Below are 21,720 nucleotides of genomic sequence, written 5' to 3' on the forward strand. Positions count from 1 at the left end.
CCGCCGTGGACGCCCAGCGTGAACGGCCGTTAGGAGGTCACTGCCCTTCGCCGCAGACGATTTTCGGCTGCGGGTTGTAGTGCACGGTCCGGGTCGACCGGCCGACTTCGCGGCCGGTGGCGGCGTCCTTGAGCACCCGGGTGTTGCTGGTGGTGAACCCCGGCGCGCCGTTCGAGGCGTGGCAGTTCTCCGCCGGCCCCGGCTTGGGCTGCGGGTCGCTCTGGCCGGTCCGCTCGCCTTCGATCGACTCGACGGTGTAGCGCTTGGTGCCCCACAGCTTCACGGTGATCGACGACGGCGTCCAGATGGTCTGGATCGCGATGCCGGTCGGCGAGTCGTTGGTGAACTTGAGGTCGATCACGCTGGACCCGTTGGGGTTCTGGAACACCGTGGCCTCGCGCGCGGCGGGGTAGCGGCTGATGTAGTAGCTGTGCTCCTTGTGCCCCGCGTCCTTGAGGCCCGCGAAGTAGGACGCGTTGTACAGCGTGGTCGCGAACTGCGAAATGCCGCCGCCGACCTCGCGCCCCGGAGCGCCGTCCTTGATCACGCCCGCCTCGACGTAGCCCTGGGCCGTGCCGCGCGGGCCGGTGAAACCGTTGAGGCTGAAGGTTTCCCCGGGCTTGACGATGGCGCCGTTGACCTTCTGGGCGACGGTCCGGATGTTCACCCCGGAGTCGGCCGCGAACTTCTCGGTCGTGAACTCGCCGACGACTTCCTTGATGCCCAGCTGGTTCGCCTGCTCGGTGGTCACCTTCGCCGGGCTGTCCTTGTAGACGGCCGGGAGCTCGCGGCCGTCGGTCTTCTTGAGCACGTCGGGCAGCGGCTTGAGGCTGGGGTCCCAGTCGACGGTCCGGCCGTCGGTGGAGGGGTCGACCGCGGGCCTGCCGCCCTCGAAGACGACGGTCGCGTCCTTGCCCTCCTTCTCGGTGGACTTCAGTTGCGGCCCGGCGGCTTCGGCGATCTTCGCGTTGTCGATCTTCGGGGTCAGCCCGCCACCCTCGGCCGGTTCGAAGGTGATCGCCGCGGCGATCGCCTCCGGCTTCACGGTGGCGACCTTGCCCTCGCCCTTGATCAGCAGGGGGCCGGACACGGCGGGACGCGCGAACCCGTCGAGCGCCGCCTGGACGCCTTCGGCGGTGGTCCGCACCGGCGTGCCGGTCACCGGCAGCGCCAGGGTTTCCCCGCTCGCCCACTTCTCGACGACGGCGGCGGTCGCGGCCGGCACGTCGAGCTTCTGCCCGGTCTTCGGCGGCACGGCGACCGGCCGGGCGCCCTCGAACTTGACGGTGCCCTCGACCGGGTCGCGGTCGACCTGGCCGCGCAGTGCCTCCAGCGCGGCGGTGAGCTTCGCGCCGTCGGCGTGGCTGACGACGCCGACCTCGCGGCTGGAGAACAGCGACGACAGGCGCGTGAACGGGTTCAGCGGCTGCTCGCCGGCCTGGTCGAGGGTCTGCGGCCAGTCGAGCTTCAGCCCGGCGAGCGTCGGCGCCAGCGTGCCCTGGTACTCGCCCGCGGTGACGGCGAGCGGGCGCGTCAGCCGCGGCTCGATCTTCCCGCGCAGTTCCTGCTCGGCCGCCTCGCGGCCCATCCCGCCGACGTCGACACCGGCGACGGTCACCCCGCGCGGGACGCTGCCCTGGCTGATCAGGAGGTCGATCCCGTAGACCGCGACGAGCACGCCGAACACCCCGCCCGCGATCAGGCCGGCCGTGCGGAAGGAGCGCTTCGCGGCGGCGGGGCCGGGCTGCGGCTCGGGCCGGACGACGGGCAGGACGTCGGTCTGCTCGCCGTGTGAGTCGGGCCAGTGCGGTTCGTACGGCAACTCTCCACCCCTTCAACGCGGCACCGGGTTGCGACGGTGACGGGAACAGCGTACGGGGCACCCGGACAAGCCGTACGACTCGCCCTAACGGGGGATGAAACGGTCACGGATCAGCGTCAGCGCGCGTCCGGTTCCGGATTGTGGCCCGCCCGGGCGAGGAAATCGAAGTCGCAGCCTTCGTCCGCCTGCGTGATGTGTTCGCTGTAGAGCGCGCCGTAACCGCGTTCGAACCGGGGCGCCGGCGCGGTCCACCCGGCACGCCGCCGCTCGAGCTCCTCATCGGACACCTCGAGCCGCAGCGTCCGCGAAGGAACGTCCAAGGTGATCAGGTCGCCGTCGCGGACCAGGGCCAGCGGGCCGCCGACGTGCGACTCGGGGGCTACGTGCAGGACGCAGGCGCCGTAGCTCGTCCCGCTCATCCGCGCGTCGGAGATCCGGACCATGTCCCGGACGCCCTGTTCGAGCAGGTGCGCGGGGACCGGCAGCATCCCGTACTCGGGCATGCCGGGGCCGCCGAGCGGGCCGGAGCCGCGCAGCACCAGCACCGAGTCCGCGGTGATCGACGGGTCGTCGATCCGCTTCTTCAGGTCGGGGTAGTCCTCGAACACCACGGCCGGCCCGGTGTGCGTCAGCAGGTGCTTCTCGGCCGCGATGTGCTTGATGACCGCCCCCGACGGCGCCAGGTTCCCGTGCAGCACCGCGACCCCGCCCTCGGCGGCGACCGGGTTGTCCCGCGGCCGGATGACGTCGTCGTTGTGCACGCGCGCGGGCTCGAGGTTCTCGCCGAGGGTGCGGCCGGTGACGGTGGGCCGGTCGGTGTGCAGCAGGTCGGTCAGCCGCGACAGCAGCCCGGGCAGGCCGCCGGCGTAGTAGAAGTCCTCCATCAGCCAGTCGCCGCCGGGCCGGATGTTCGCCAGCACCGGCACGCGCCGCGCGATCGTGTCGAAGTCGGCCAGGCTCAGCGGGATCCCGCTGCGGCCGGCCATCGCGATCAGGTGGATCACGGCGTTGGTCGAGCCGCCGAGCGCAAGGACGGTGGTGATGGCGTCCGCGTAGGCGCGTTTGTCCAGCACTTGGGTGATGGTCAGGTCTTCCCAGACCATGTCGACGATCCGGGCGCCGCTGGCCGCGGCCATCCGGTGGTGCGCCGAATCGACGGCGGGGATCGACGCGGCGCCCGGCAGCGTCACGCCGAGCACCTCGGCGGCCGAAGTCATCGTCGACGCCGTCCCCATCGTCATGCAGTGCCCCGGTGAGCGGGCCAGCCCGCGCTCCAATTCGGACATCTCGGCGTCGCCGATCAGCCCGGCGCGCTTGTCGTCCCAGTACTTCCACATGTCGGTGCCGCTGCCGAGGACCTCGTTGCGCCAGTGCCCGCGCAGCATCGGCCCGGCCGGGACGAAGATGGCCGGCAGTCCCGCGCTGGCCGCGCCCATCAGCAGCGCCGGGGTGGTCTTGTCGCAGCCGCCCATCAGGACGGCGCCGTCGATCGGGTAGGACCGGAGGATCTCTTCGGTCTCCATGGCGAGCAGGTTGCGGTAGAGCATCGGGGTCGGCTTCTGGTAGGTCTCCGACAGCGTGGCGACGGGGAACTCCAGCGGGAAGCCGCCGGCCTGCCAGACACCCCGCTTGACCTGCTCGGCGCGTTCGCGCAGGTGCATGTGGCAGGGGTTGATGTCCGACCAGGTGTTGAGGATGCCGATGACCGGCTTGCCGAGGTGCTCTTCCGGGTTGTAGCCGAGCTGGCGGCTGCGGGCGCGGTGGCTGAAGTTGCGCAGTTCGTCGCCGCCGAACCACCGGTGGCTGCGGAGTTCCTCGGGTTGCTTCATGCGATCCAGTATGGCATCTGATATACGATCTGCCTGGCCTGGTTGAATGGGACCCGACACGAACTAGGGAGCGCGCCATGACCGGGACGTTCAGCCTGCCCGCCTCCCGGACCGAAGTGGTCCTGGAGGAGATCCGCCGCGGCATCCTGACCCGGGAACTCGTCCCCGGTCAACCGCTGGTCGAGGCGGAGCTGGCCGCGCGGCTCGGCGTGTCGAAGACCCCGGTGCGCGAGGCGCTCAAGGTGCTGTCCAACTCGGGGCTGGTGACGTTCAGCCCGTACAAGGGCGCGTCGGTGATCACGGTCGACGCCGAGCTCGCGAAGTCCGTCTACGACGTGCGGATGGTGCTCGAACCCGAGGCCGTCCGGCGGACCGTCGGGCGGCACGACCCCGAGCTGCTGGAAGACGCGGCGGAGGCGCTGAAGGAGGCGTCGACGGCGATCGCGGACAAGGACCAGGCCGCGCTGAGCCTGCTGAACCGCCGCTTCCACCGCGCCCTCTACCGCGGTTGCGGCAACCCGCTGCTGGTCAGCATCCTCGACGACCTCAAGGACCGCGCCGCCCTGATCAGCGTCGTCGGCTGGGAAGCCAACCCCAGCTGGAAGAAGGAGTGGACCGAGCACCGGGCGGTGCTGGCCGCGGCGAAGAAGGGCGACGCCGAGGGCGCGGCCGCGCTGCTGCGCGACCACATCGGCGGGTTCCTCGAACGGGTGTTGAAGGCCATCGGATGAAGCTGCTGCTGATCTCGGACACCCACCTGCCGGCCCGCGGCCGCGAGCTGCCGCCGCAGGTGTGGGCGGAGGTGGCGGCCGCCGACGTCGTCGTGCACGCGGGCGACTGGGTCGAGGTCGCCCTGCTGGACGAGCTGGAAGAGCGCAGCAAGCGGCTCATCGGCGTGTACGGCAACAACGACGGCCCGGCGCTGCGGGCGCGGCTGCCCGAGATCGCCCGGGCGGAACTCGACGGTGTGCGCCTGGCGGTGATCCACGAGACGGGCGCCAAGGAGGGTCGCGAGCAGCGGTGCGACGCGCGGTTCCCGGACACCGACGTGCTGGTCTTCGGGCACAGCCACATCCCGTGGGACACGGTGGCGCCGTCCGGGATGCGGCTGCTCAACCCGGGCTCGCCGACGGACCGCCGTCGCCAGCCGTACTGCACGTACCAGACCTGCCGCATCGAAAACGGTGCGCTGACCGGCGTCGAGCTGCATCAACTGCCCCGGAGGGGGTAGACAGGTCCCATGGATCCGGCATGGGCGTTGCGGGAGATCGCGTTCCAGCTCGAACGCGCGAGAGAACCGACCTACCGCGTCCGGGCGTTCCGGAACGCCGCGGCGACGGTCGACAAGACCGGCGCCGAGAAGCTGGCGCAGATGGCGGAGAACGGCACGCTGACGTCGTTGCCGGGCATCGGCAAGGCCACCGCCGGCGTCATCGAGGACGCGCTGGCCGGTCGTGACCCGGCCTACCGGGGGAAGATCGTCGAGAAGGAGCTACCGGACGGCGAGCCGCTGCGCTCGGCGTTGCGCGGCGACTGCCACACCCACTCGGACTGGTCGGACGGCGGCAGTTCGATCGGCGAGATGGCGGTGGCGGGCCGGGACGTCGGTCACGAGTGGATGGTGCTGACCGACCACTCGCCGCGGCTGACCGTGGCGAACGGGCTGTCCCCGGACCGGCTCCGGACGCAGATGCAGATCGTGGCGAAGGCCAACGAGCTGATGGCGCCGTTCCGCCTGCTGCACGGCATCGAGGTCGACATCCTCGACGACGGTTCGCTCGACCAGGAGGAAGAACTGCTGGGGGAGCTGGACTTCGTGGTGGCGAGCGTGCACTCGAAGCTGCGGATGCCCGCGCGGGACATGACCCGCCGGATGGTGGCGGCGGTCCGCAACCCGCACGTGCGGGTGCTGGGCCACTGCACGGGCCGGCTGGTGGTCGGCCGCGGGCGCCCGGAGTCGGAGTTCGACGCCGAAGCCGTGTTCACGGCGTGCCGCGAGAACGGCGTCGCGGTGGAGATCAATTCCCGGCCGGAGCGCCTGGACCCCCCGATGCGGTTGCTGCGCCTGGCCGCGGAAATCGGCTGCGACTTCACCATCGACAGCGACGCGCACGCGCCGGGCCAGCTGGATTGGCTGGGCTACGGCTGCAAGCGGGCGATCAAGGCGGGGATCGGGCCGGAGCGCATCCTGAACACCCGCACGGCGGATGCGCTCCTGACCCGGTAGCCCGGCTCAGTTGATCGTGTACGAGTCCCCGTACACCTTCCACTTCAGCGGGGTGTGCAGGTCGAAGTTGCCTTCGCTCAGGAACTTCGCCTGCTCGGTGTCCACACGCGAGGTGTCGGAGTGCGCGTCCTCCTGCTTCATGATCACCTTGCGGGCGGCGAAGAACGCCTTGAGGTACGTCGCTTCGTCGCCGCCCTGGGCCGGGGTCTTCGCCTTCTTCATCGCGGCCTTGCGGATGCCGCCGAAGCTGTCGGAGCTGTCGCCGGGGCCGTGCATCACGATGGCGTCGTAGTAGGCGAACTGGCCGAGGTTGCTCAGGCCGTCCGACTTGCCCTGGTTCACCGACGGGTTGAAGTAGACGCGGTCGCGCTCGTTGTTCTGCGCGGTCTGGAACGCCGTCGTCGCCGCGGCCTGCTTCCACGCGCTTTCGAACGCCGAGCCGAGCCCGGCGTGCGAGTCCGTGCCGTTCACCTTGCGCAGCGCGGGAAGGTACTTCCCCAGCGGGTTGTTCGGGACGGAATTCGTGTACGCCTCGACGAGTTCCAGCATGTCGCCGGTGCCCGAACAGAAGCCGATGATGCCCGCGGTGTAGCCGCGGCCGTCGCCGATGTCTTCGATGTACTTGTACTGCGCCTTCCAGTCCAGCGACGAGTTTTCCGCGCTGGACACCAGCTTCATCGCGATTTCCTTCTTGGCCGGGGCCGAGAGGTCACCGGTGGCGAGCGCGGACGCGCTGGTCGCCGCCGGTGGCGCGGGTGCGGCGGAGGAGAGGGCCGGCGTGGTGATCACGAGGGCGGCGACGGAGGCCGCGCCGAGCGTGCCGACGAGGACCGGCCGCAACTTCTTGCTCATGGGGAGGGGACCCTTCCGCGGGATGCGCCGTGGGAGTACGGCGGTTACGGGTGTGTGGGTGGAGCTGCGGCGTAACGACACGGTAGCGAAGGGTCAGCAGGCTCCACAAGAGGCGGAATTCGTTCATGTTCGTGAACGGTCCAGACCACTTCCGCAAGGTCCGCAAAGGACGGTCAGCGCACCCCGGCGAAGAGGCGGATGACGTCCGGCAGCACGGTCACCGGGATGGTCGGGTCGATCGCGCGCTGGACGCCGAGCCCGATGCCCAGGCTGAGCAACGCCGTCGCGGCGTCGTCGGCCGACATCGGGAGGGTGATCCCGAACCGCTCGGCGTACCCGGTGAGCAGGCCGGCGATGGTGTCGCGGATGGCTTTGTCCCGCGCGGCCAGCTCGGCGCGCACGTGCGGGTCGCGCCGCGCGTTCGTGGCGAATTCGACCTCGAGCGCGGTCCAGGCCTCGTCGCCGATGCTGCGCTCGGCCCAGGTCTGGAACGCCGCCAGCAGCCCTTCCACCCCTTCGGCGCCGGCCAGCGCCTCGGCGATCAGGGCGACCTGCTCGTCGTGGATCCGGTCGAGCACGGTGAGGCAGAGCTCGTCCTTGTTGCGGAAGTTCGAGTACACCGCGCCCTTCGAATACCCGGCCTCGTCGGCGACCTTCTCCAGCGACGTCACCGAGTAGCCGTCGCGCAGGAAGAGCAGCTTGGCCGTCTCGACCAGCTGCTCGCGGGTGCGCGCCTGGCTTTCTGCGCGGGTGAGTCGGGCCATGCGGGCACTCTAGCGAACCTCGGAATTGGGGTACCGAGGGTTTTCGGATACTGCTAGTCTCCGAAAATGGAACAACGCGACTTCGCGGTCCTCGTCGTCGGTGCCGGGGCATCGGGCCTGGGCGCCGCCATCCGCCTTTCCCTGGCCGGCGTCGGCGACCTCGCCGTGCTGGAGAAGGCCGACGCGCTCGGCGGGACGTGGCGCGACAACACCTACCCCGGCTGCGCCTGCGACGTCCCGTCCGCGCTGTACTCCTACTCCTTCGCGCCCAATCCGGAGTGGACGCGCGCGTTCGCCGGCCGGGCCGAGATCCGGGCCTACCTGCAGGACACGGCCGCGCGCTTCGGCGTCACGGAGAAGATCCGCTACGGCGTCGAGGTGACGCGTGCGCAGTGGAACCCCCGGGAGTCCCGGTGGGAGCTCGAGACGTCGCAGGGGCACTACACCGCGCGGATCCTGGTCGCCGGCACCGGTCCCTGGCACGAACCGCTGATCCCGGAGCTGCCGGGGCTGGCCGGGTTCCCCGGCGAGGTCTTCCACTCCGCGCGCTGGAACCACGGCTACGACCTGACGGGCAAGCGGGTCGCGGTGATCGGCACCGGCGCGTCCGCGGTCCAGTTCGTCCCGGAGATCGTGCCCCGGGTGGGGCGGCTGCACCTGTTCCAGCGCACCGCGCAGTGGGTCCTGCCGAAGCCGGACCACCCCGTCCCGGCGGCCGAGCGGTTCCTCCTGCGGCGGTTCCCGGCCCTGCAGCGGGCCCTGCGCGCCGCTGAGTACGGCTTGATGGAGACGCTCGGCTTCGGCTTCCGGCACCCGTGGCTGCTGCGGCAGGTGCAGAAGATCGGGCTCGCGCACCTGCGCCGGTCCGTGCGGGATCCCGTGCTGCGCCAGGCACTCACGCCGGACTACACGCTCGGCTGCAAGCGCCTGCTCATGTCGAACACGTACTACCGCGCCCTGACCCGGTCCACTGTGGAGGTCCACCCGACCGCGGTGCGTTCCATCTCCGGCAGCCGCGTTTCCGGCGCGGACGGTTCGGTCGCCGAGGTCGACGTGATCATCTTCGGCACCGGCTTCCACATCCTCGACATGCCGGTGTCTTCCCGGGTGTTCGACGCCGACGGCCGGAGCCTGGACGACCACTGGAAGGGCAGCCCGCAGGCGTACGCGGGGACGACGGTGGCCGGGTTCCCGAACCTGTACCTGCTGCTGGGCCCGAGTCTCGGCACCGGGCACTCGTCGGCGTTCACGATCGTCGAGGCCCAGCTGCGGCACACGGTGGCGGCGGTGACCCGGACGCTGCGGTCGGCGGGGACGGCGCTGTCGGTCCGCCCGGAGGTGCAGGCGGCGTTCAACGCGGACGTCCAGGCGGCCCTGCCGGGCACGGTCTACCAGTCCGGCGGCTGCTCCAGCTACTACACGGACGTCAACGGGCGCAACAGCTTCAGCTGGCCGTTCTCCACCGGGCGGCTCCGCGCGCAGGTGGGCGCTTTCGACGAAGCCGACTACGAGATCCTCCCGGCGGCGCGCCGCGAATGACTCATTCGCGGCGCTGGAGGTCCCGAATGAGTCATTCGCGACCTTCGGGCGCACCGGGAACCGTCACAGCGTCGTGAAGCGGATGCCCGCCTTGGTGAGCCGGTCCACGAGCGCCCCGCCCATCGCGGTCGCCGTGGTCACCTGGCCCGCCGTCTCCGGGAGGTCGTCGGTCGCCAGGCACAGGGCCGACTCCGCCAGCATCTTCGCCGTCTCGTCGTAACCCGGGTCGCCGCCCGACACCTCCGTCACCACCCGCGAGCCGCCGCCTTCGCCGAGGAACCGCACCGAAAACCACGACCGCGCGCGCCGCTCGGGACTCGGCCCGTTGCCGGGCGCCAGCAGCCGCGACAGTGCCCGCCGGGCCGGCGGGACCTGCGCCGCGGCGAGCAGGGCGCCCGCCCCGGCCACGCCGCCGGCCAGCACCGGCAGGTGCTTCACCGCGGCGAAGTGCCGGTACGTGAAGTCCGGCCCGTAGCGCTCGGACGCGGCCGCCGACCGGCGGACGACGTCGGGGTCGATCGTCGGCAGCGGCACCGCCCACCAGCCCGGGCCGGCGACCCGGTGCGGGCGCCCGAGCGGGGCGCGGGCGAACCGCCCGGCGGGCCGGGGTTCGGCGGCCGCGCGTTCCTTCGCGACGCGGGCCCCGGCCGGCAGGCGGGACATGATGGTCAGCGCGCTGAGGAACGTGCCGCCCGAGGGCATCCCGCCGGCCCGGACGTAGCCGTCGACCGTCAGCGGCACGCCTTCGGGCAGCTGCTGCACGGTGAACCACGCGCCGAGGTCGTGCGGGATCGAGTCGAACCCGCAGGCGTGCACCAGCCGCGCGCCGGTCTCGCGGGCGCGCCGGTCGTGCGCCAGGTACATCCGGTCGACGAACTCGGGTTCGCCGGTCAGGTCGACGTAGTCGGTGCCGGCTTCGGCGCACGCCGCCACCAGCGGCTCCCCGTGCGTCAGGTACGGGCCGACGGTCGTGATCACCACCTTCGTGGCTTCCGCGACGGCCACCAGGGAAGCGCGGTCGCCGGAGTCGGCGACGAGCAGGTCGAGCGCGCCGAACCGGGCGTCGATCTCCGCCAGCCGCGTCCGGACGGCCTCGAGCTTGCCGCGGTTGCGCCCGGCCAGCGCCCAGCGCAGGTCCGCCGGCGCGTGGCGGGCCAGGTACTCGGCGGTCAGGCCACCGGTGAACCCGGTGGCGCCGAACAGGACCACGTCGTACGCGCGCATGGCAGCTCCTTCGAAGGGACGTCGGCGGGGCTCAGGTTACCCGCCGGTCAGTTCCCGGCGCCGGGTGAACTACCGGCGAGTACAGTGCCCCCTCGAACGCGAGGAGGCAACCGGTGACCGAACGCTTCGGCAGCTACCAGAACGAGATCTACCTGCAGGGACTCGGTGGGCAGCTGCCGCCGTGCTCGACCGACGCGACGAAGCTCGAAGCGTCGGCCCGCGAGGTCATGGCGCCCGGGCCGTTCTCCTACGTCGCCGGTGCGGCGGGCTCCGGCGCGACCGCCCGCGCCAACCGCGAGGCGTTCGACCGCTGGCGCGTCGTGCCCCGGATGCTGACCGGCGCCACCGACCGGGAGCTGGCCACGACGGTGCTCGGCAGCCGGCTGCCGGCGCCGGTGGCCGTCGCCCCGGTCGGCGTCCAGTCGATCGTCCACCCGGACGCCGAGTCCGCGACCGCCCACGCCGCCGCGTCGGTCGGGCTGCCGTTCATCCTGTCCACGGCGTCCTCGACCGGCATCGAGGACGTCGCGGCGGCCAACGGCGACGGCCCGCGGTGGTTCCAGCTGTACTGGCCGGGCGACAACGACGTCTGCGCGAGCCTGCTGACGCGGGCGAAGAACGCCGGCTACACCGCGCTGGTCGTCACCCTCGACACGTGGACGCTGGCCTGGCGACCGTCCGATCTGGACCAGGCGTACCTGCCGTTCCTGAAGGGGGAGGGCTGCGCGGTCCCGTTCACCGACCCGGTGTTCCGCGGCCTGTTGGAGAAGACCCCGGAAGACGACCCGAACATGGCGATCCTGCGCTGGATCGGCATGCTCACCGGCACCGACCGGACGTGGGACCAGTTGCCGTTCCTGCGCGAGCACTGGGACGGCCCGATCGTGCTCAAGGGCATCCAGCACGTCGCCGACGCGCGCCGCGCGGCCGAGGCCGGCGTGGACGGCATCGTGGTGTCGAACCACGGCGGCCGCCAGGTCGACGGCGCGATCGGTGCCCTGGAGGCCCTCCCGGGCATCGTCGCGGCGGTCGGCGACCGCATGGAGGTGCTGTTCGACTCGGGCATCCGCACCGGCTCCGACATCCTCAAGGCGCTGGCGCTGGGCGCGCGGGCGGTCCTGGTCGGCCGCCCGTGGGTGTACGGCCTGGCCCACGCGGGCGAGGACGGCGTGCGCCACGTCCTGCGCAGCCTGCTGGCGGACTTCGACCTGACCATGGGGTTGTCCGGTCACCGCACGCTCGCCGACCTGGGCCCGGACTCGTTGCAGCGGACATGAGGTAACAAATCGGGAACTCCGGCGACAGCGTGAGCCAGGATCGCTACGGTTCTGCTTCACCACGGCCGCTCGGGGACGGACCGGTGGTTCCATCGTTCCTTCACCTGGGGGTTTCCCATGTCTTCGATCATGATGCGGATCGGCGTCCTGTGCGCCGTGCTCGGGTTCGGCACCCTCGTTCTCGAGCAGTTCGACTACGAGTTCCGGATCCTGTCCTGGGCCACTGACATGCAGCCGGTGTTCGGCATCGTCCTGGGCGTGGCCGGTCTCGCGCTGATCGGTGGCTCGGTGGCGTTGAACCGCGCCAAGAGCGCGGAGCAGCAGGCGCCGGTCCAGCCGCCGCAGCAGCCCGGCCAGCCCGGCTGACGTGCTCCCGAAGGCCCCTCGCCGCCGGTGAGGGGGCCTTCGGCGTGCGCCCGGTCACGCGGCGGGGATATTCGGAAGCCCGGTTCGTCACCCACGGCTATCCTTGGACCGAGAATGTCCGAGCCATCCCCCTTCCACGCGCTGCGAGCGCGCCTGCCCGAGCTGATGCCGCGCGACGAGCAGCGGCTGCGCCGCCGGCTCGAGGGCGCCCGCAAAGCCCGTGACCGTGACACCGCCCTCGCGCGGATCGCCGCCGACGTCGACGCCGCCGAGCTGCGCGTCCAGTCGCGGCGCGAGAGCGTGCCCAAGATCGAGTACCCCGCAGAGCTGCCGGTCAGCAGGCTCAAGGACGAGATCGCCGCCGCCATCGGCCAGCACCAGGTGGTGATCGTCGCGGGCGAGACCGGGTCGGGCAAGACCACCCAGCTGCCGAAGATCTGCCTGGAGCTGGGGCGCGGCATCCGCGGCCAGATCGGCCACACGCAGCCGCGGCGGCTGGCCGCGCGCACGGTCGCCGACCGGATCGCGAGCGAGCTGAAGACCGAGCTCGGCGAGACCGTCGGCTACAAGGTGCGGTTCACCGACCAGTCCGGGCAGGACACGCTGGTCAAGCTGATGACCGACGGCATCCTGCTCGCCGAGATCCAGACCGACCGGTCGCTGCGCCAGTACGACACGCTGATCATCGACGAGGCCCACGAGCGCAGCCTCAACATCGACTTCATCCTCGGCTACCTCAAGCAGCTGCTGCCGCGCCGCCCCGACCTGAAGGTGATCATCACCTCGGCGACGATCGACCCGGAACGGTTCTCGAAGCACTTCGACGACGCGCCGATCGTCGAGGTCTCGGGCCGGACGTACCCGGTCGAGGTGCGCTACCGGCCGCTCGTCGACCCTGACGATCCCGAGGGCGCCGGGGACGCTGACGAGCGCGACCAGACCCAGGGCATCCTCGACGCCGTCGAGGAGCTGTGCGCCGAAGGGCCCGGCGACATCCTGGTGTTCCTGTCCGGCGAGCGCGAGATCCGCGACACCGCCGACGTGCTCAACCGGGCGAACCTGCGCAACACCGAGGTGCTGCCGCTGTACGCGCGGCTTTCGGCGGCGGAGCAGCAGCGCATTTTCCAGTCCCACACCGGGCGCCGGGTCGTGCTCGCGACCAACGTCGCCGAGACGTCGCTGACCGTGCCGGGCATCAAGTACGTCGTCGACCCGGGCACCGCGCGGATCTCCCGCTACAGCCACCGCACGAAGGTGCAGCGGCTGCCGATCGAACCGGTGTCGCAGGCGTCGGCGAACCAGCGCAAGGGCCGCTGCGGCCGGACGTCGGACGGCATCTGCATCCGGCTCTACTCCGAAGCGGACTTCGAGGCGCGGCCCGAGTTCACCGATCCGGAGATCCTGCGGACCAACCTCGCCTCGGTCATCCTGCAGATGACGTCGCTGGGCCTCGGCGACATCGCGGCGTTCCCGTTCGTCGAGCCGCCGGACCGCCGCCAGGTCGCCGACGGCGTGGGCCTGCTGCAGGAGCTGGGCGCGTTCGCCCCGGGCGGTTCCGGGTCCGACCGCAGCCTGACCGACATCGGCCGCAAGCTCGCGCAGCTGCCCGTCGACCCGCGGATGGGCCGGATGGTCCTGGAGGCGGCGCAGAACGGCTGCGTCCGCGAAGTGATGATCATCGCCGCGGCACTGTCCATCCAGGACCCGCGGGAACGGCCGGCCGAGAAGCAGCAGGCCGCCGACGCCCAGCACGCGCGCTTCGCCGATCCGACGTCGGACTTCCTGGCCTACCTGAACCTCTGGGAGTACGTCGCCGAGCAGCAGAAGGCGTTGTCCGGCAACCAGTTCCGGCGCATGTGCCGCACCGAGTACCTGAACTACCTGCGGCTGCGCGAGTGGCAGGACATCTTCAGCCAGCTGCGTCAGCTGGCCAAGCCGCTCGGCATCTCGCTGAACACGAACACGGCCCCGGCCGACCCGCAGCGCGTGCACACGTCGCTGATCGCCGGGCTGCTCTCGCACATCGGGCTCAAGGACCCGGCGAAGGGCGACTACCTCGGCGCGCGGGGCGCCCGGTTCGGCGTGTTCCCCGGGTCGGCGCTGTTCAAGAAGCAGCCGCGCTGGGTGATGTCGGCGGAGCTGGTCGAGACGTCGCGGCTGTGGGCGCGGGTCAACGCGCGCATCGAACCCGAGTGGGTCGAGCCGCTGGCCGGGCACGTCGTCAAGCGTTCGTACTCCGAGCCGCACTGGGAACGCAAGCAGGGCGCGGTGATGGCGACCGAGAAGGTGACGCTGTACGGCGTCCCGCTGATCGCCGACCGCCGCGTCAACTACGGCCGGATCGACCCGGAACTGTCGCGGGCGCTGTTCATCCGGCACGCGCTGGTCGAGGGCGACTGGCAGACGCGGCACCACTTCTTCGCCGAGAACCGGGCGCTGCTGGAAGAGGTCGAGGACCTCGAGAACCGCGCCCGCCGGCGCGACATCCTGGTCGACGACCAGACGCTGTACGAGTTCTACGACGCGCGGGTCCCGGCGGACGTCGTGTCGGTGCGCCACTTCGACAGCTGGTGGAAGAAGGCGCGGCACACCGAACCCGACCTGCTGTCGTTCGAGAAGTCCATGCTGATCAACGAGTCCGCCGGCGGCGTCCGCGAGGGCGACTACCCGGACTCGTGGACGCAGGGCACCCAGGTCTTCAAGCTGACCTACCAGTTCGAGCCGGGTGCCGACGCCGACGGCGTCACCGTGCACATCCCGTTGCCGGTGCTGAACCAGGTGACGCCGGACGGCTTCGACTGGCAGGTGCCGGGCTTGCGCGCGGACCTGGTCACCCAGCTGATCAAGTCGCTGCCGAAGGCCCTGCGCCGCAACTTCGTCCCGGCACCGGACACGGCTCGCGACGTCCTTTCGCGAGTGTCCCCTTCGGACGGCCCGCTGCTGGAGGTGCTCGGCCGCGAGCTGCGGGCCCTGCGCGGGATCACGGTGCCCTATGCGGACTGGGACCTGTCCTCGGTGCCGGAGCACCTGAAGATGACGTTCCGCGTGGTCGACGAGCGGGGTCGCCGCGTGGCCGAGGGCAAGGACGTGGCGGAGTTGCAGCGCCGGCTCGCCCCGAAGGTCCGCGAGACGATCTCCAAGGCGGCCAACACGCTGGAGAAGGCGGGCTTGACGAAGCCGTCGTTCGGTTCGTTGCCGCCGGTGTTCTCTTCGCACCAGCGCGGGCACGACGTCAAGGCGTACCCGGCGCTGGTGGACGAGGGCGCGACGGTGGCGGTGCGGCTGCTGGACACGCCGGCCCAGCAGGAACACGCGATGTGGGCGGGCACCCGGCGGATGCTGCGGCTGAACCTGAGCTCGCCGATGAAGTTCATCACGCGGTCGCTGTCCAACTCGTCGAAGCTGGTGCTCAACCGGAACCCGCACGGCAGCGTGGCGGCCCTGCTCGAGGACTGCGTCGACTGCGCGGTGGACGCCCTGATGGCCGCGGGCGGCGGTCCGGCGTTCGACGAGACCGGCTTCAAGGTGCTGCTGGAGAAGGTCCGGGCGGGCCTGCACCCGGAAGTGCTGGCGGTGTTGACCGAGGTGGAGAAGATCCTCCGCGCGGCGAACGACGTCGAGGTGGCCTTGCCGTCGTCTCGTGGTCCCGCGGAGTCGCTGGCCGACATCCGCGCCCAGCTGGTGGGCCTGGTGTACCCGGGTTTCGTGACGGCCACCGGCGCTTCGCGGCTGCGCAACGTGGTGCGCTACCTGCAGGGCATTTCGCGCCGGCTGGAGAAGCTGGGTTCGGAGCCGACCCGCGACCTGCAGCGCACGGCGGACATCGCGTGGATCCAGGGCGAATACGCCGATGCGGTGGCTTCGCTGCCGCCGGGGACATCGTCACCGGCGTTGAACGAGGTGCGCTGGATGATCGAGGAGCTGCGGGTGTCGTTCTTCGCCCAGACGCTGGGGACGGCGCACCCGGTGTCGCTGAAGCGGATCACGAAGGCCATCGACGACGCGCTGGCGTAAGTCCGCCGGGTATGTCCGGCTCCACACTTCCGGCGGTTGACCGGGCGCGTGCGGGCGTCAAGCCTGGGGCCGCTGGATAGCCTCCTGGGAAAGGACTTTCCGATGTCCTTGGGTGTTTCGTCCGCCAAGCGAAGAATCGTCGCTGCCTGCACCGCGCTCCTGCTGCCGCTCGCCGTCGTCCTCGCGCCCGCCGCGCACGCCGCCACCGGGGGCTCGCCGCTGCCCGTGGATCCCCACGGTGGCAAGCACAAGATCGCCCGGATGGCCGCGGAGGCCCGGCACGACGTGCCGAATCCGCTGCTCAAGGAGCAGTTCGCCGAGGAGGAAGAGGAGGACGGCGACGACCCCGCGCTGTCCGCGCTCTGCCAGAGCTACCTCGGCAAGCCGAACCCGTACCGGCCGCTCGCGCCGAACACCGACGTCATCGACGGCGACACCATCGTGCCGACCGGCAGCCAGACCGGCTGCAGCACGGCCCAGAACGAGACCACCATCGCCGTCAACCCGGAGAACCCGCGCAACATCGTCGCCGGGGCGAACGACTACCGGCTGTACAACACGCGCGAGGCCCGCAACGACTCCGGCGGCTTCGCCTACACCTCGTTCGACGGCGGCCGGACCTGGGCGAACGTCCAGCTGCCGCACCTCGACTACCCGACCGGGGCGGCCGCGCCCCTGTCCTACATGGACGCCGCCGGTGACCCGGCCATCGCCTTCGGGCCGCACAACACCGTGTACTACGCGACGCTCGTGTTCAGCCGGGCGGCGGTGCCGGACGACCAGCAGCTCGCCAGCGGCATCGCCGTGTCGGTGTCCCACGACGGCGGCCGCAGCTTCGGCGACCCGGCGATCCTGCACCTCGACGGCGTCACGCCGGCGGGCACGCCGACGCCGGCGAACATCTTCAACGACAAGGAGTGGATCGCCGCCGACCCCGTGTCCGGCGACGTCTACGTGACCTGGACGCAGTTCACCTACGACACGTCCGGCGCCTTCGTCGAATCGCCGATCGTGCTGTCGAAGTCCCGCGACTTCGGCCGGACGTGGTCGCCGATGCGCCGGATTTCGCCGTCGCTGACCGGGTTCCCCGGCGGGATCACGCCGTTCGGCAGCGGCTCGAACCCGGTGGTCACCCGCGACGGGACGCTCCAGGTCGCCTACGAGACGTCGGTGTGCGCGACGGCCGCGTGCGACCAGCCCGCCGACCACGACGCGGTCGTCGTGGCGACCTCCCGCGACGGCGGCCGGACCTTCCGGCACACCGAGGTGGGGCTCGACTTCGACTTCCCGATCGACGAAGACGTCGCCAACAACGCGCTGACCGGCGAGAACTTCCGGGTCAACAGCTTCCCGCAGCTGACCTACGACCGCGTGACCGATCACCTGTGGGTGACCTGGGCCGACGACCGCAACGGCACCTACCGCGACGGCGAGTCGGTGAAGACGAACGGCGACGCGTTCCTGAGCGGCTCCGACGGCCGGCACGGCTGGTCGAAGCCGGTGAAGATCGGCACCAGTGCGGACGAGGTGTTCCCGGCGGTCGCGGCCCTGGCCGGCCGGGTGGCGGTCACGTCCTACACGCGCGCGTACGACCCGAACGGCATCGGCCTGGACTACGCGTACGCGACCGGCTGGGGCGACCGGTTGTCCCCGCTCCGCCGGATCACGACGCAGACGGCGAACCCGCAGGTCCAGTTCGTTTCGACGGGCGCGGAGACGGGCAAGGAACTCCAGGGCGTGTTCATCGGCGACTACACGGCGGCGGCGGTCGGCGCGGACTTCCGGCTGCACCCGGCGTGGACCGACTTCCGCGGCAACCCGGGGAAGACGCTGCCGAACCAGGACGTCGGGACGCAGACGCTGCCGATGTTCCCGTAGCGATCGATCCGGCCGCTCCCGGCTCGGGAGCGGCCGGCCCGGGGCATCGCGGGCTACTTCGCGTCGGCGTAGGTGTCGACTTCGGCGGTCTGCATGGGGAAGCGAACCGGGCAGGCCGGGCCGAACAGCATCCGGGCGGCCTCCGTCACGCTGTCCGTGATGGCCGACGACACCTGGGGAGCCAGGGCTGCGGGGGTGTGGACGATCACCTCGTCGTGCTGGAAGAACACCAGGTGGGCCGGGGCGGGCAGGCGGGTGCGGAGGGTCGCCAGCATCACCGCCGTCATGTCCGCCGCGCTCGCCTGGACCACGAAGTTGCGCGTGAACCGGCCCCAGCCGCGCGAGGCCCGGCGGGCCTTCAGCTCCGCCGCTTCGTCCGACGCCAGGCCGCCCGTCAACGCCCGCCACGCCGCCGAGGGCGCCGGGGACGTGCGGCCCAGCCGGGACCGGACCCGCTCGCCGCGCTCGCCCGCCTGTGCCGCACGCTCCACATAGGACACCGCGTCCGGGAAGCGCTGCCGCAGCAGCCCCAGCAGTGGCCCCGCCTCGCCGGACGTGCCGCCGTACATCGCCGAGAGCATCGCGATCTTCGCGCGCGCCCGGTCGTCGCGGTCGTCGTCGGCGGCCGGCACCCAGCGGGCGCCGGAGAACAACGCCTCGCCCAGCCGCGCGTACAGGTCCGTCGCCGCCGCGACGTCGGCCAGCCGGCGGTCGCCCGACAACGCCGTGAGCACCCGGGGCTCCAGCTGGGCCGCGTCCGCCACCACGAGCTTCCAGCCCGGGTCCGCGCGCACGCACGTCCGCAGCACCTTCGGGATCTGCAGCGCCCCGCCGCCGCGGCTGGCCCACCGTCCGGACACCACCCCGCCGACGACGTAGTGCGGCCGGAACCGGCCTTCGCTGACCCACTCCTCGAGCCAAGCCCAGCCATTCGCCGTGAAGAGCCGCGACAGCTCCTTGTACTCCAGCAGCGGCCCGACCGCCGGGTGGTCGATCCCCTTCAGCAGGTACTTCCGCGCCGCCGGCACCTCGATCCCGGCGCGGGCCAGCGCCCGGACCACGCTCGGCGGCGAGTCCGGGTTCACCGGCCGCCCGCCGAACGCCTCGCTGATCTTCGCCGCCAGCTCGACCAGCGCCTTCGGCCGCTGCCCGGCCGGCACCCGCGGACCCAGGCGCGCGGCCAGCAGCGCCTCGTGCACGTCGGCGCGCCACGGCAGGCCGTCGGCCGACATCTCCGCGGCGGCCAGCGCGCTCGCCGACTCCGCGGCCAGCAGCAGCCGCATCCGGTCCGGGTGCCCGGTCGCCGCCACCCGCCGCTCCTGCTCCGCGAGCACGCGCCGCACCGCCGTGACGACCGTCACGCCCTCGGGCAGCACCGGCCTGCGGGTCTCGAACAGCGTCGGCTGCGCCAGCTCGACGGCCGACGAGTCCGGCGGTGGTTCTTCGCCGTTCGCCCTGGCCCAGGCCGCGCGCAGGCTCCGCGACTGCGCCTCCTCGCCCTCGTACCCCAGCAGCAGCCCCTCGGCCAGTTCGAGGTCGTAGCAGCGGCGCACCCGCAGCCCGGCCGCCAGCAGCACCGGGTACGTCCGCTCGACCGAGGGAAACACCCACCGCGGCGCCAGCGAGGCCTCCAGCTCCCGCGCCAGCCCCGCGAAAGCCGCCTCGTCCAGGCCGGACACCGTGTCCGACGGCGTGTGCACGGTGAAGCTCCCGTCCTCCTCCCGTCCCGCGATCACCTGCACCCGGACATCATGCCGACCACCACCGACATTTTGCGGAAGCTCGGTGGCGGAGCCCCCGTCCCGAGATGCCACCGACAGTTTCCGCCCGCTCGCGGGCTGGTGCGTTCGGCCTACGGTTGGTTTACTCTCCGGTAGCTCCCATACCGCCGGTACGCCCGCCGTCGGCGTGGGCTCTCTTCCCCGCAGCAACGGAGGTGCCCGGATGAGCCTGGTCGCGCTCGCAGCACAGGTGGCGGACAAGGTGGCCGAGACGGCGCGCAGCGTCGACGTGATGCGGCGGGCGGGACTCGTCCCCTTCCCCCGGCTCGACGAAGGCGTCCGCTCGCTGGTCGCGCTGCGGAAGTTCGGCCCGTTCGCCGGCGCCAACCACATCTCCGCCCGCCGCGACCCGGCCGCCGTCGGCATCGTCGACGAGCTCGGCCCGCTCACCTACAAGCAGCTCGACGACCAGTCGAACGCGCTGGCCAGGGCCTGGTCCGAGCGCGGCATCCGCCCCGGCCAGGTCGTCGCCGCGCTCTGCCGCGACCACCGCGGCCTGGTCCTCACGATGGCCGCCTCGGGCAAGCTCGGTGTCCGCCTGCTGCTGATGAACACCGGGTTCGCGAGGCCTCAGCTGGCCGACGTGGCCGAGCGCGAAGGCGTCACCGCGCTCGTCTACGACCAGGAGTTCACCGGCCTGCTCGACGCCATCCCGGACGGCGTCGACCGCTACCTCGCCTGGGTCGACCCGGACTCGGACCTGACCGACCGGACCGTCCCGGTGCTCGACGAGATCATCGCCAGCACCGACGACCGGCCGTGGCCCGCGCCGGCCAAGCCGGGCGGGTTCGTGCTGCTGACCAGCGGCACCACCGGCACGCCGAAGGGCGCGCCGCGGCCGCACACCTCCGCGCTGGCGTCGGCGCAGTTCCTCGACCGGATCCCGCTGCGGTCGAACGAGGCCACCTACATGGGCGCGCCGCTGTTCCACGGCACCGGCCTGTCCCAGTTCATCCTGTCCTTCGCGCTCGGCTCCAAGGTCGTGATGCGGCGCAAGTTCAACCCCGAAGAGGCACTGCGCGGCGTCGCGGAGCACAAGTGCACCGCGCTCGTGCTGGTGCCGACCATGCTGCAGCGCATCGTCGACCTGCCGAAGGAGGTCCGGCAGAAGTACGACACTTCGGCGTTGCGGATCATCTTCGTCGCCGGCTCGGCGCTGTCCCCGGACCTCGGCAACCGGGCGAACGAGGCGTTCGGCCCGGTCGTGCACAACCTCTACGGCTCGACCGAGGTCGCGGTGGCCACGGTCGCGACGCCGGAGGACTGGGCGAAGGCGCCGGGCACGGTCGGCCGCGCGCCGGTCGGCTGCAAGGTGGCGCTCTACGACCAGGACGGCCGACCCGTCACCGAGCCGAACGTGACCGGCCGCGTGTTCGTCGGCAGCGGGCTCAGCTTCGGCGGCTACACCGACGGCCGCCACAAGGAGATCATCGACGGCCTGCTCTCCAGCGGCGACGTCGGCCACTTCGACGAAGACGGCCTGCTGTTCATCGACGGCCGCGACGACGAGATGATCGTCTCCGGCGGCGAGAACGTGTTCCCGATCGAGGTGGAGAACCTGCTGGTCGAGCGCGAAGACGTGATCGAGGCGGCGGTGATCGGCGTCGAGGACCCGGAGTTCGGGCAGCGGCTGAAGGCGTTCGTGGTGCGAGCCGAAGGGGCCGACCTCGACGCCGACGAGCTCCGCGACTACGTCAAGGCGAACCTGGCCCGCTACAAGGTGCCCCGCGACGTCGAGTTCCTGGACGAACTGCCGCGCAACGCGACCGGGAAGGTACTGCGCACCAAGCTCTCATGAGCCCCGCTGGACGTTGACGACTTGCCAGTGCCCGTCTCGGCGCTCGGCGACCACCGTGCAGGCGACGCCGTCGCGGTGGCCGGTCGCGACGCCGACCGACGGTGTCACCTGCAGGCGCGTCCACCGGAACGCGCCCGCCGGGACGCGGCCGGGCCAGCCGGCCTTGCCGAGCACGCGCCCGGCCGGGCCGTCGCCGCGGAAGCCGTCGGCGAGCAGCGGCGCCAGTGCCTCGGTGTCGCCGCCGGCGTCGGCGTCCCGCCAGCGGGCCAGCAGTTCCTCGAACGTCTCCACGGGTTCGAAGGTCGCAGGCGCCGAGTAGCGCAACATCGGCCACCTGGCCGAGATCCGC

General features: G+C 71.6%; 16 protein-coding genes. 9 read left to right on the top strand and 7 right to left on the bottom strand.

Annotated features, from left to right (window positions below; translation table 11 throughout):
* Positions 1-37: 37 nt before the first annotated feature.
* Together AB0F52_RS23655 and araD are read right to left on the bottom strand one after the other, a co-directional pair.
* A complete protein-coding gene (locus AB0F52_RS23655) occupies positions 38-1,822 on the bottom strand; it encodes a VanW family protein (RefSeq protein WP_360174745.1) in 1,785 nt (594 codons plus the stop codon).
* A gap of 116 nt (positions 1,823-1,938) precedes the next feature.
* On the bottom strand, positions 1,939-3,651 hold the full coding sequence (gene araD, locus AB0F52_RS23660; protein ID WP_360174748.1) for an L-arabinonate dehydratase: 1,713 nt from the start codon (positions 3,649-3,651) through the stop codon (positions 1,939-1,941).
* A 77-nt stretch (positions 3,652-3,728) separates the two neighbouring features.
* Between araD and AB0F52_RS23665 the strand changes: the two genes are divergently transcribed.
* From AB0F52_RS23665 to AB0F52_RS23675, 3 genes are read left to right on the top strand one after another with little or no spacing between them, the layout of a single operon-like run.
* Entirely contained in the window at positions 3,729-4,382 is a 654-nt protein-coding gene (locus AB0F52_RS23665) for a GntR family transcriptional regulator (protein WP_103337590.1), read from the top strand.
* Positions 4,379-4,882: a YfcE family phosphodiesterase gene (locus AB0F52_RS23670; RefSeq protein WP_360174752.1), complete on the top strand. Its 504-nt coding sequence runs from the start codon at positions 4,379-4,381 to the stop codon at positions 4,880-4,882. The genes AB0F52_RS23665 and AB0F52_RS23670 overlap by 4 nt, the downstream gene beginning before the upstream one ends.
* 9 nt (positions 4,883-4,891) lie before the next feature.
* The gene (locus tag AB0F52_RS23675) at positions 4,892-5,878 is read left to right on the top strand and encodes a PHP domain-containing protein (RefSeq protein WP_360174755.1); all 987 of its coding nucleotides are present in this window, start codon (positions 4,892-4,894) and stop codon (positions 5,876-5,878) included.
* 6 nt (positions 5,879-5,884) lie between these two features.
* Here the strand turns inward: AB0F52_RS23675 and AB0F52_RS23680 are convergent, their stop codons facing one another.
* Both AB0F52_RS23680 and AB0F52_RS23685 read right to left on the bottom strand, forming a co-directional pair.
* Complete coding sequence (locus AB0F52_RS23680) at positions 5,885-6,730, bottom strand: chitosanase (RefSeq protein WP_360174758.1); 846 nt, start codon at positions 6,728-6,730, stop codon at positions 5,885-5,887.
* Between the two features lie 173 nt (positions 6,731-6,903).
* Positions 6,904-7,494 (bottom strand): TetR/AcrR family transcriptional regulator, encoded by a 591-nt coding sequence (locus AB0F52_RS23685; protein ID WP_103337586.1) that lies wholly within the window; start codon positions 7,492-7,494, stop codon positions 6,904-6,906.
* Positions 7,495-7,560: 66 nt separating this feature from the next.
* On the opposite strand from AB0F52_RS23685, the gene AB0F52_RS23690 reads away from it, so the two are divergent.
* Positions 7,561-9,033 carry an NAD(P)/FAD-dependent oxidoreductase gene (locus tag AB0F52_RS23690; RefSeq protein ID WP_360174762.1) on the top strand — a complete coding sequence of 491 codons (1,473 nt, stop codon included), beginning with the start codon at positions 7,561-7,563 and terminating at the stop codon, positions 9,031-9,033.
* 63 nt (positions 9,034-9,096) lie between these two features.
* Here the strand turns inward: AB0F52_RS23690 and AB0F52_RS23695 are convergent, their stop codons facing one another.
* Positions 9,097-10,257 (bottom strand): saccharopine dehydrogenase NADP-binding domain-containing protein, encoded by a 1,161-nt coding sequence (locus tag AB0F52_RS23695; RefSeq protein ID WP_360174765.1) that lies wholly within the window; start codon positions 10,255-10,257, stop codon positions 9,097-9,099.
* Positions 10,258-10,370: 113 nt separating this feature from the next.
* On the opposite strand from AB0F52_RS23695, the gene AB0F52_RS23700 reads away from it, so the two are divergent.
* The 4 genes from AB0F52_RS23700 to AB0F52_RS23715 all read left to right on the top strand — a co-directional run bounded on the left by AB0F52_RS23700 (position 10,371) and on the right by AB0F52_RS23715 (position 17,792).
* The gene (locus AB0F52_RS23700) at positions 10,371-11,534 is read left to right on the top strand and encodes a lactate 2-monooxygenase (protein WP_360174768.1); all 1,164 of its coding nucleotides are present in this window, start codon (positions 10,371-10,373) and stop codon (positions 11,532-11,534) included.
* Positions 11,535-11,651: 117 nt separating this feature from the next.
* On the top strand, positions 11,652-11,900 hold the full coding sequence (locus tag AB0F52_RS23705; protein WP_360174771.1) for a hypothetical protein: 249 nt from the start codon (positions 11,652-11,654) through the stop codon (positions 11,898-11,900).
* 114 nt (positions 11,901-12,014) lie between these two features.
* Positions 12,015-15,914: an ATP-dependent RNA helicase HrpA gene (gene hrpA, locus AB0F52_RS23710; protein WP_360174774.1), complete on the top strand. Its 3,900-nt coding sequence runs from the start codon at positions 12,015-12,017 to the stop codon at positions 15,912-15,914.
* 102 nt (positions 15,915-16,016) lie between these two features.
* Positions 16,017-17,792, top strand: a complete 1,776-nt coding sequence (locus AB0F52_RS23715; protein WP_360174777.1) for a sialidase family protein — start codon at positions 16,017-16,019, stop codon at positions 17,790-17,792.
* Positions 17,793-17,845: 53 nt separating this feature from the next.
* Here the strand turns inward: AB0F52_RS23715 and AB0F52_RS23720 are convergent, their stop codons facing one another.
* Complete coding sequence (locus tag AB0F52_RS23720; RefSeq protein ID WP_360174780.1) at positions 17,846-19,534, bottom strand: bifunctional 3'-5' exonuclease/DNA polymerase; 1,689 nt, start codon at positions 19,532-19,534, stop codon at positions 17,846-17,848.
* A gap of 202 nt (positions 19,535-19,736) precedes the next feature.
* Here AB0F52_RS23720 and AB0F52_RS23725 point away from each other — a divergent pair, with 202 nt between their 5' ends.
* Positions 19,737-21,371 (top strand): acyl-CoA synthetase, encoded by a 1,635-nt coding sequence (locus AB0F52_RS23725; RefSeq protein ID WP_360174783.1) that lies wholly within the window; start codon positions 19,737-19,739, stop codon positions 21,369-21,371.
* On the opposite strand, the gene AB0F52_RS23730 is transcribed toward AB0F52_RS23725, so the two are convergent.
* On the bottom strand, positions 21,366-21,662 hold the full coding sequence (locus AB0F52_RS23730; protein WP_360174786.1) for a nuclear transport factor 2 family protein: 297 nt from the start codon (positions 21,660-21,662) through the stop codon (positions 21,366-21,368). The genes AB0F52_RS23725 and AB0F52_RS23730 overlap by 6 nt on opposite strands.
* Positions 21,663-21,720 lie beyond the last annotated feature (58 nt).

It is taken from the genome of Amycolatopsis sp. NPDC024027, assembly GCF_040638975.1.
Taxonomy (GTDB): Bacteria; Actinomycetota; Actinomycetes; order Mycobacteriales; family Pseudonocardiaceae; genus Amycolatopsis.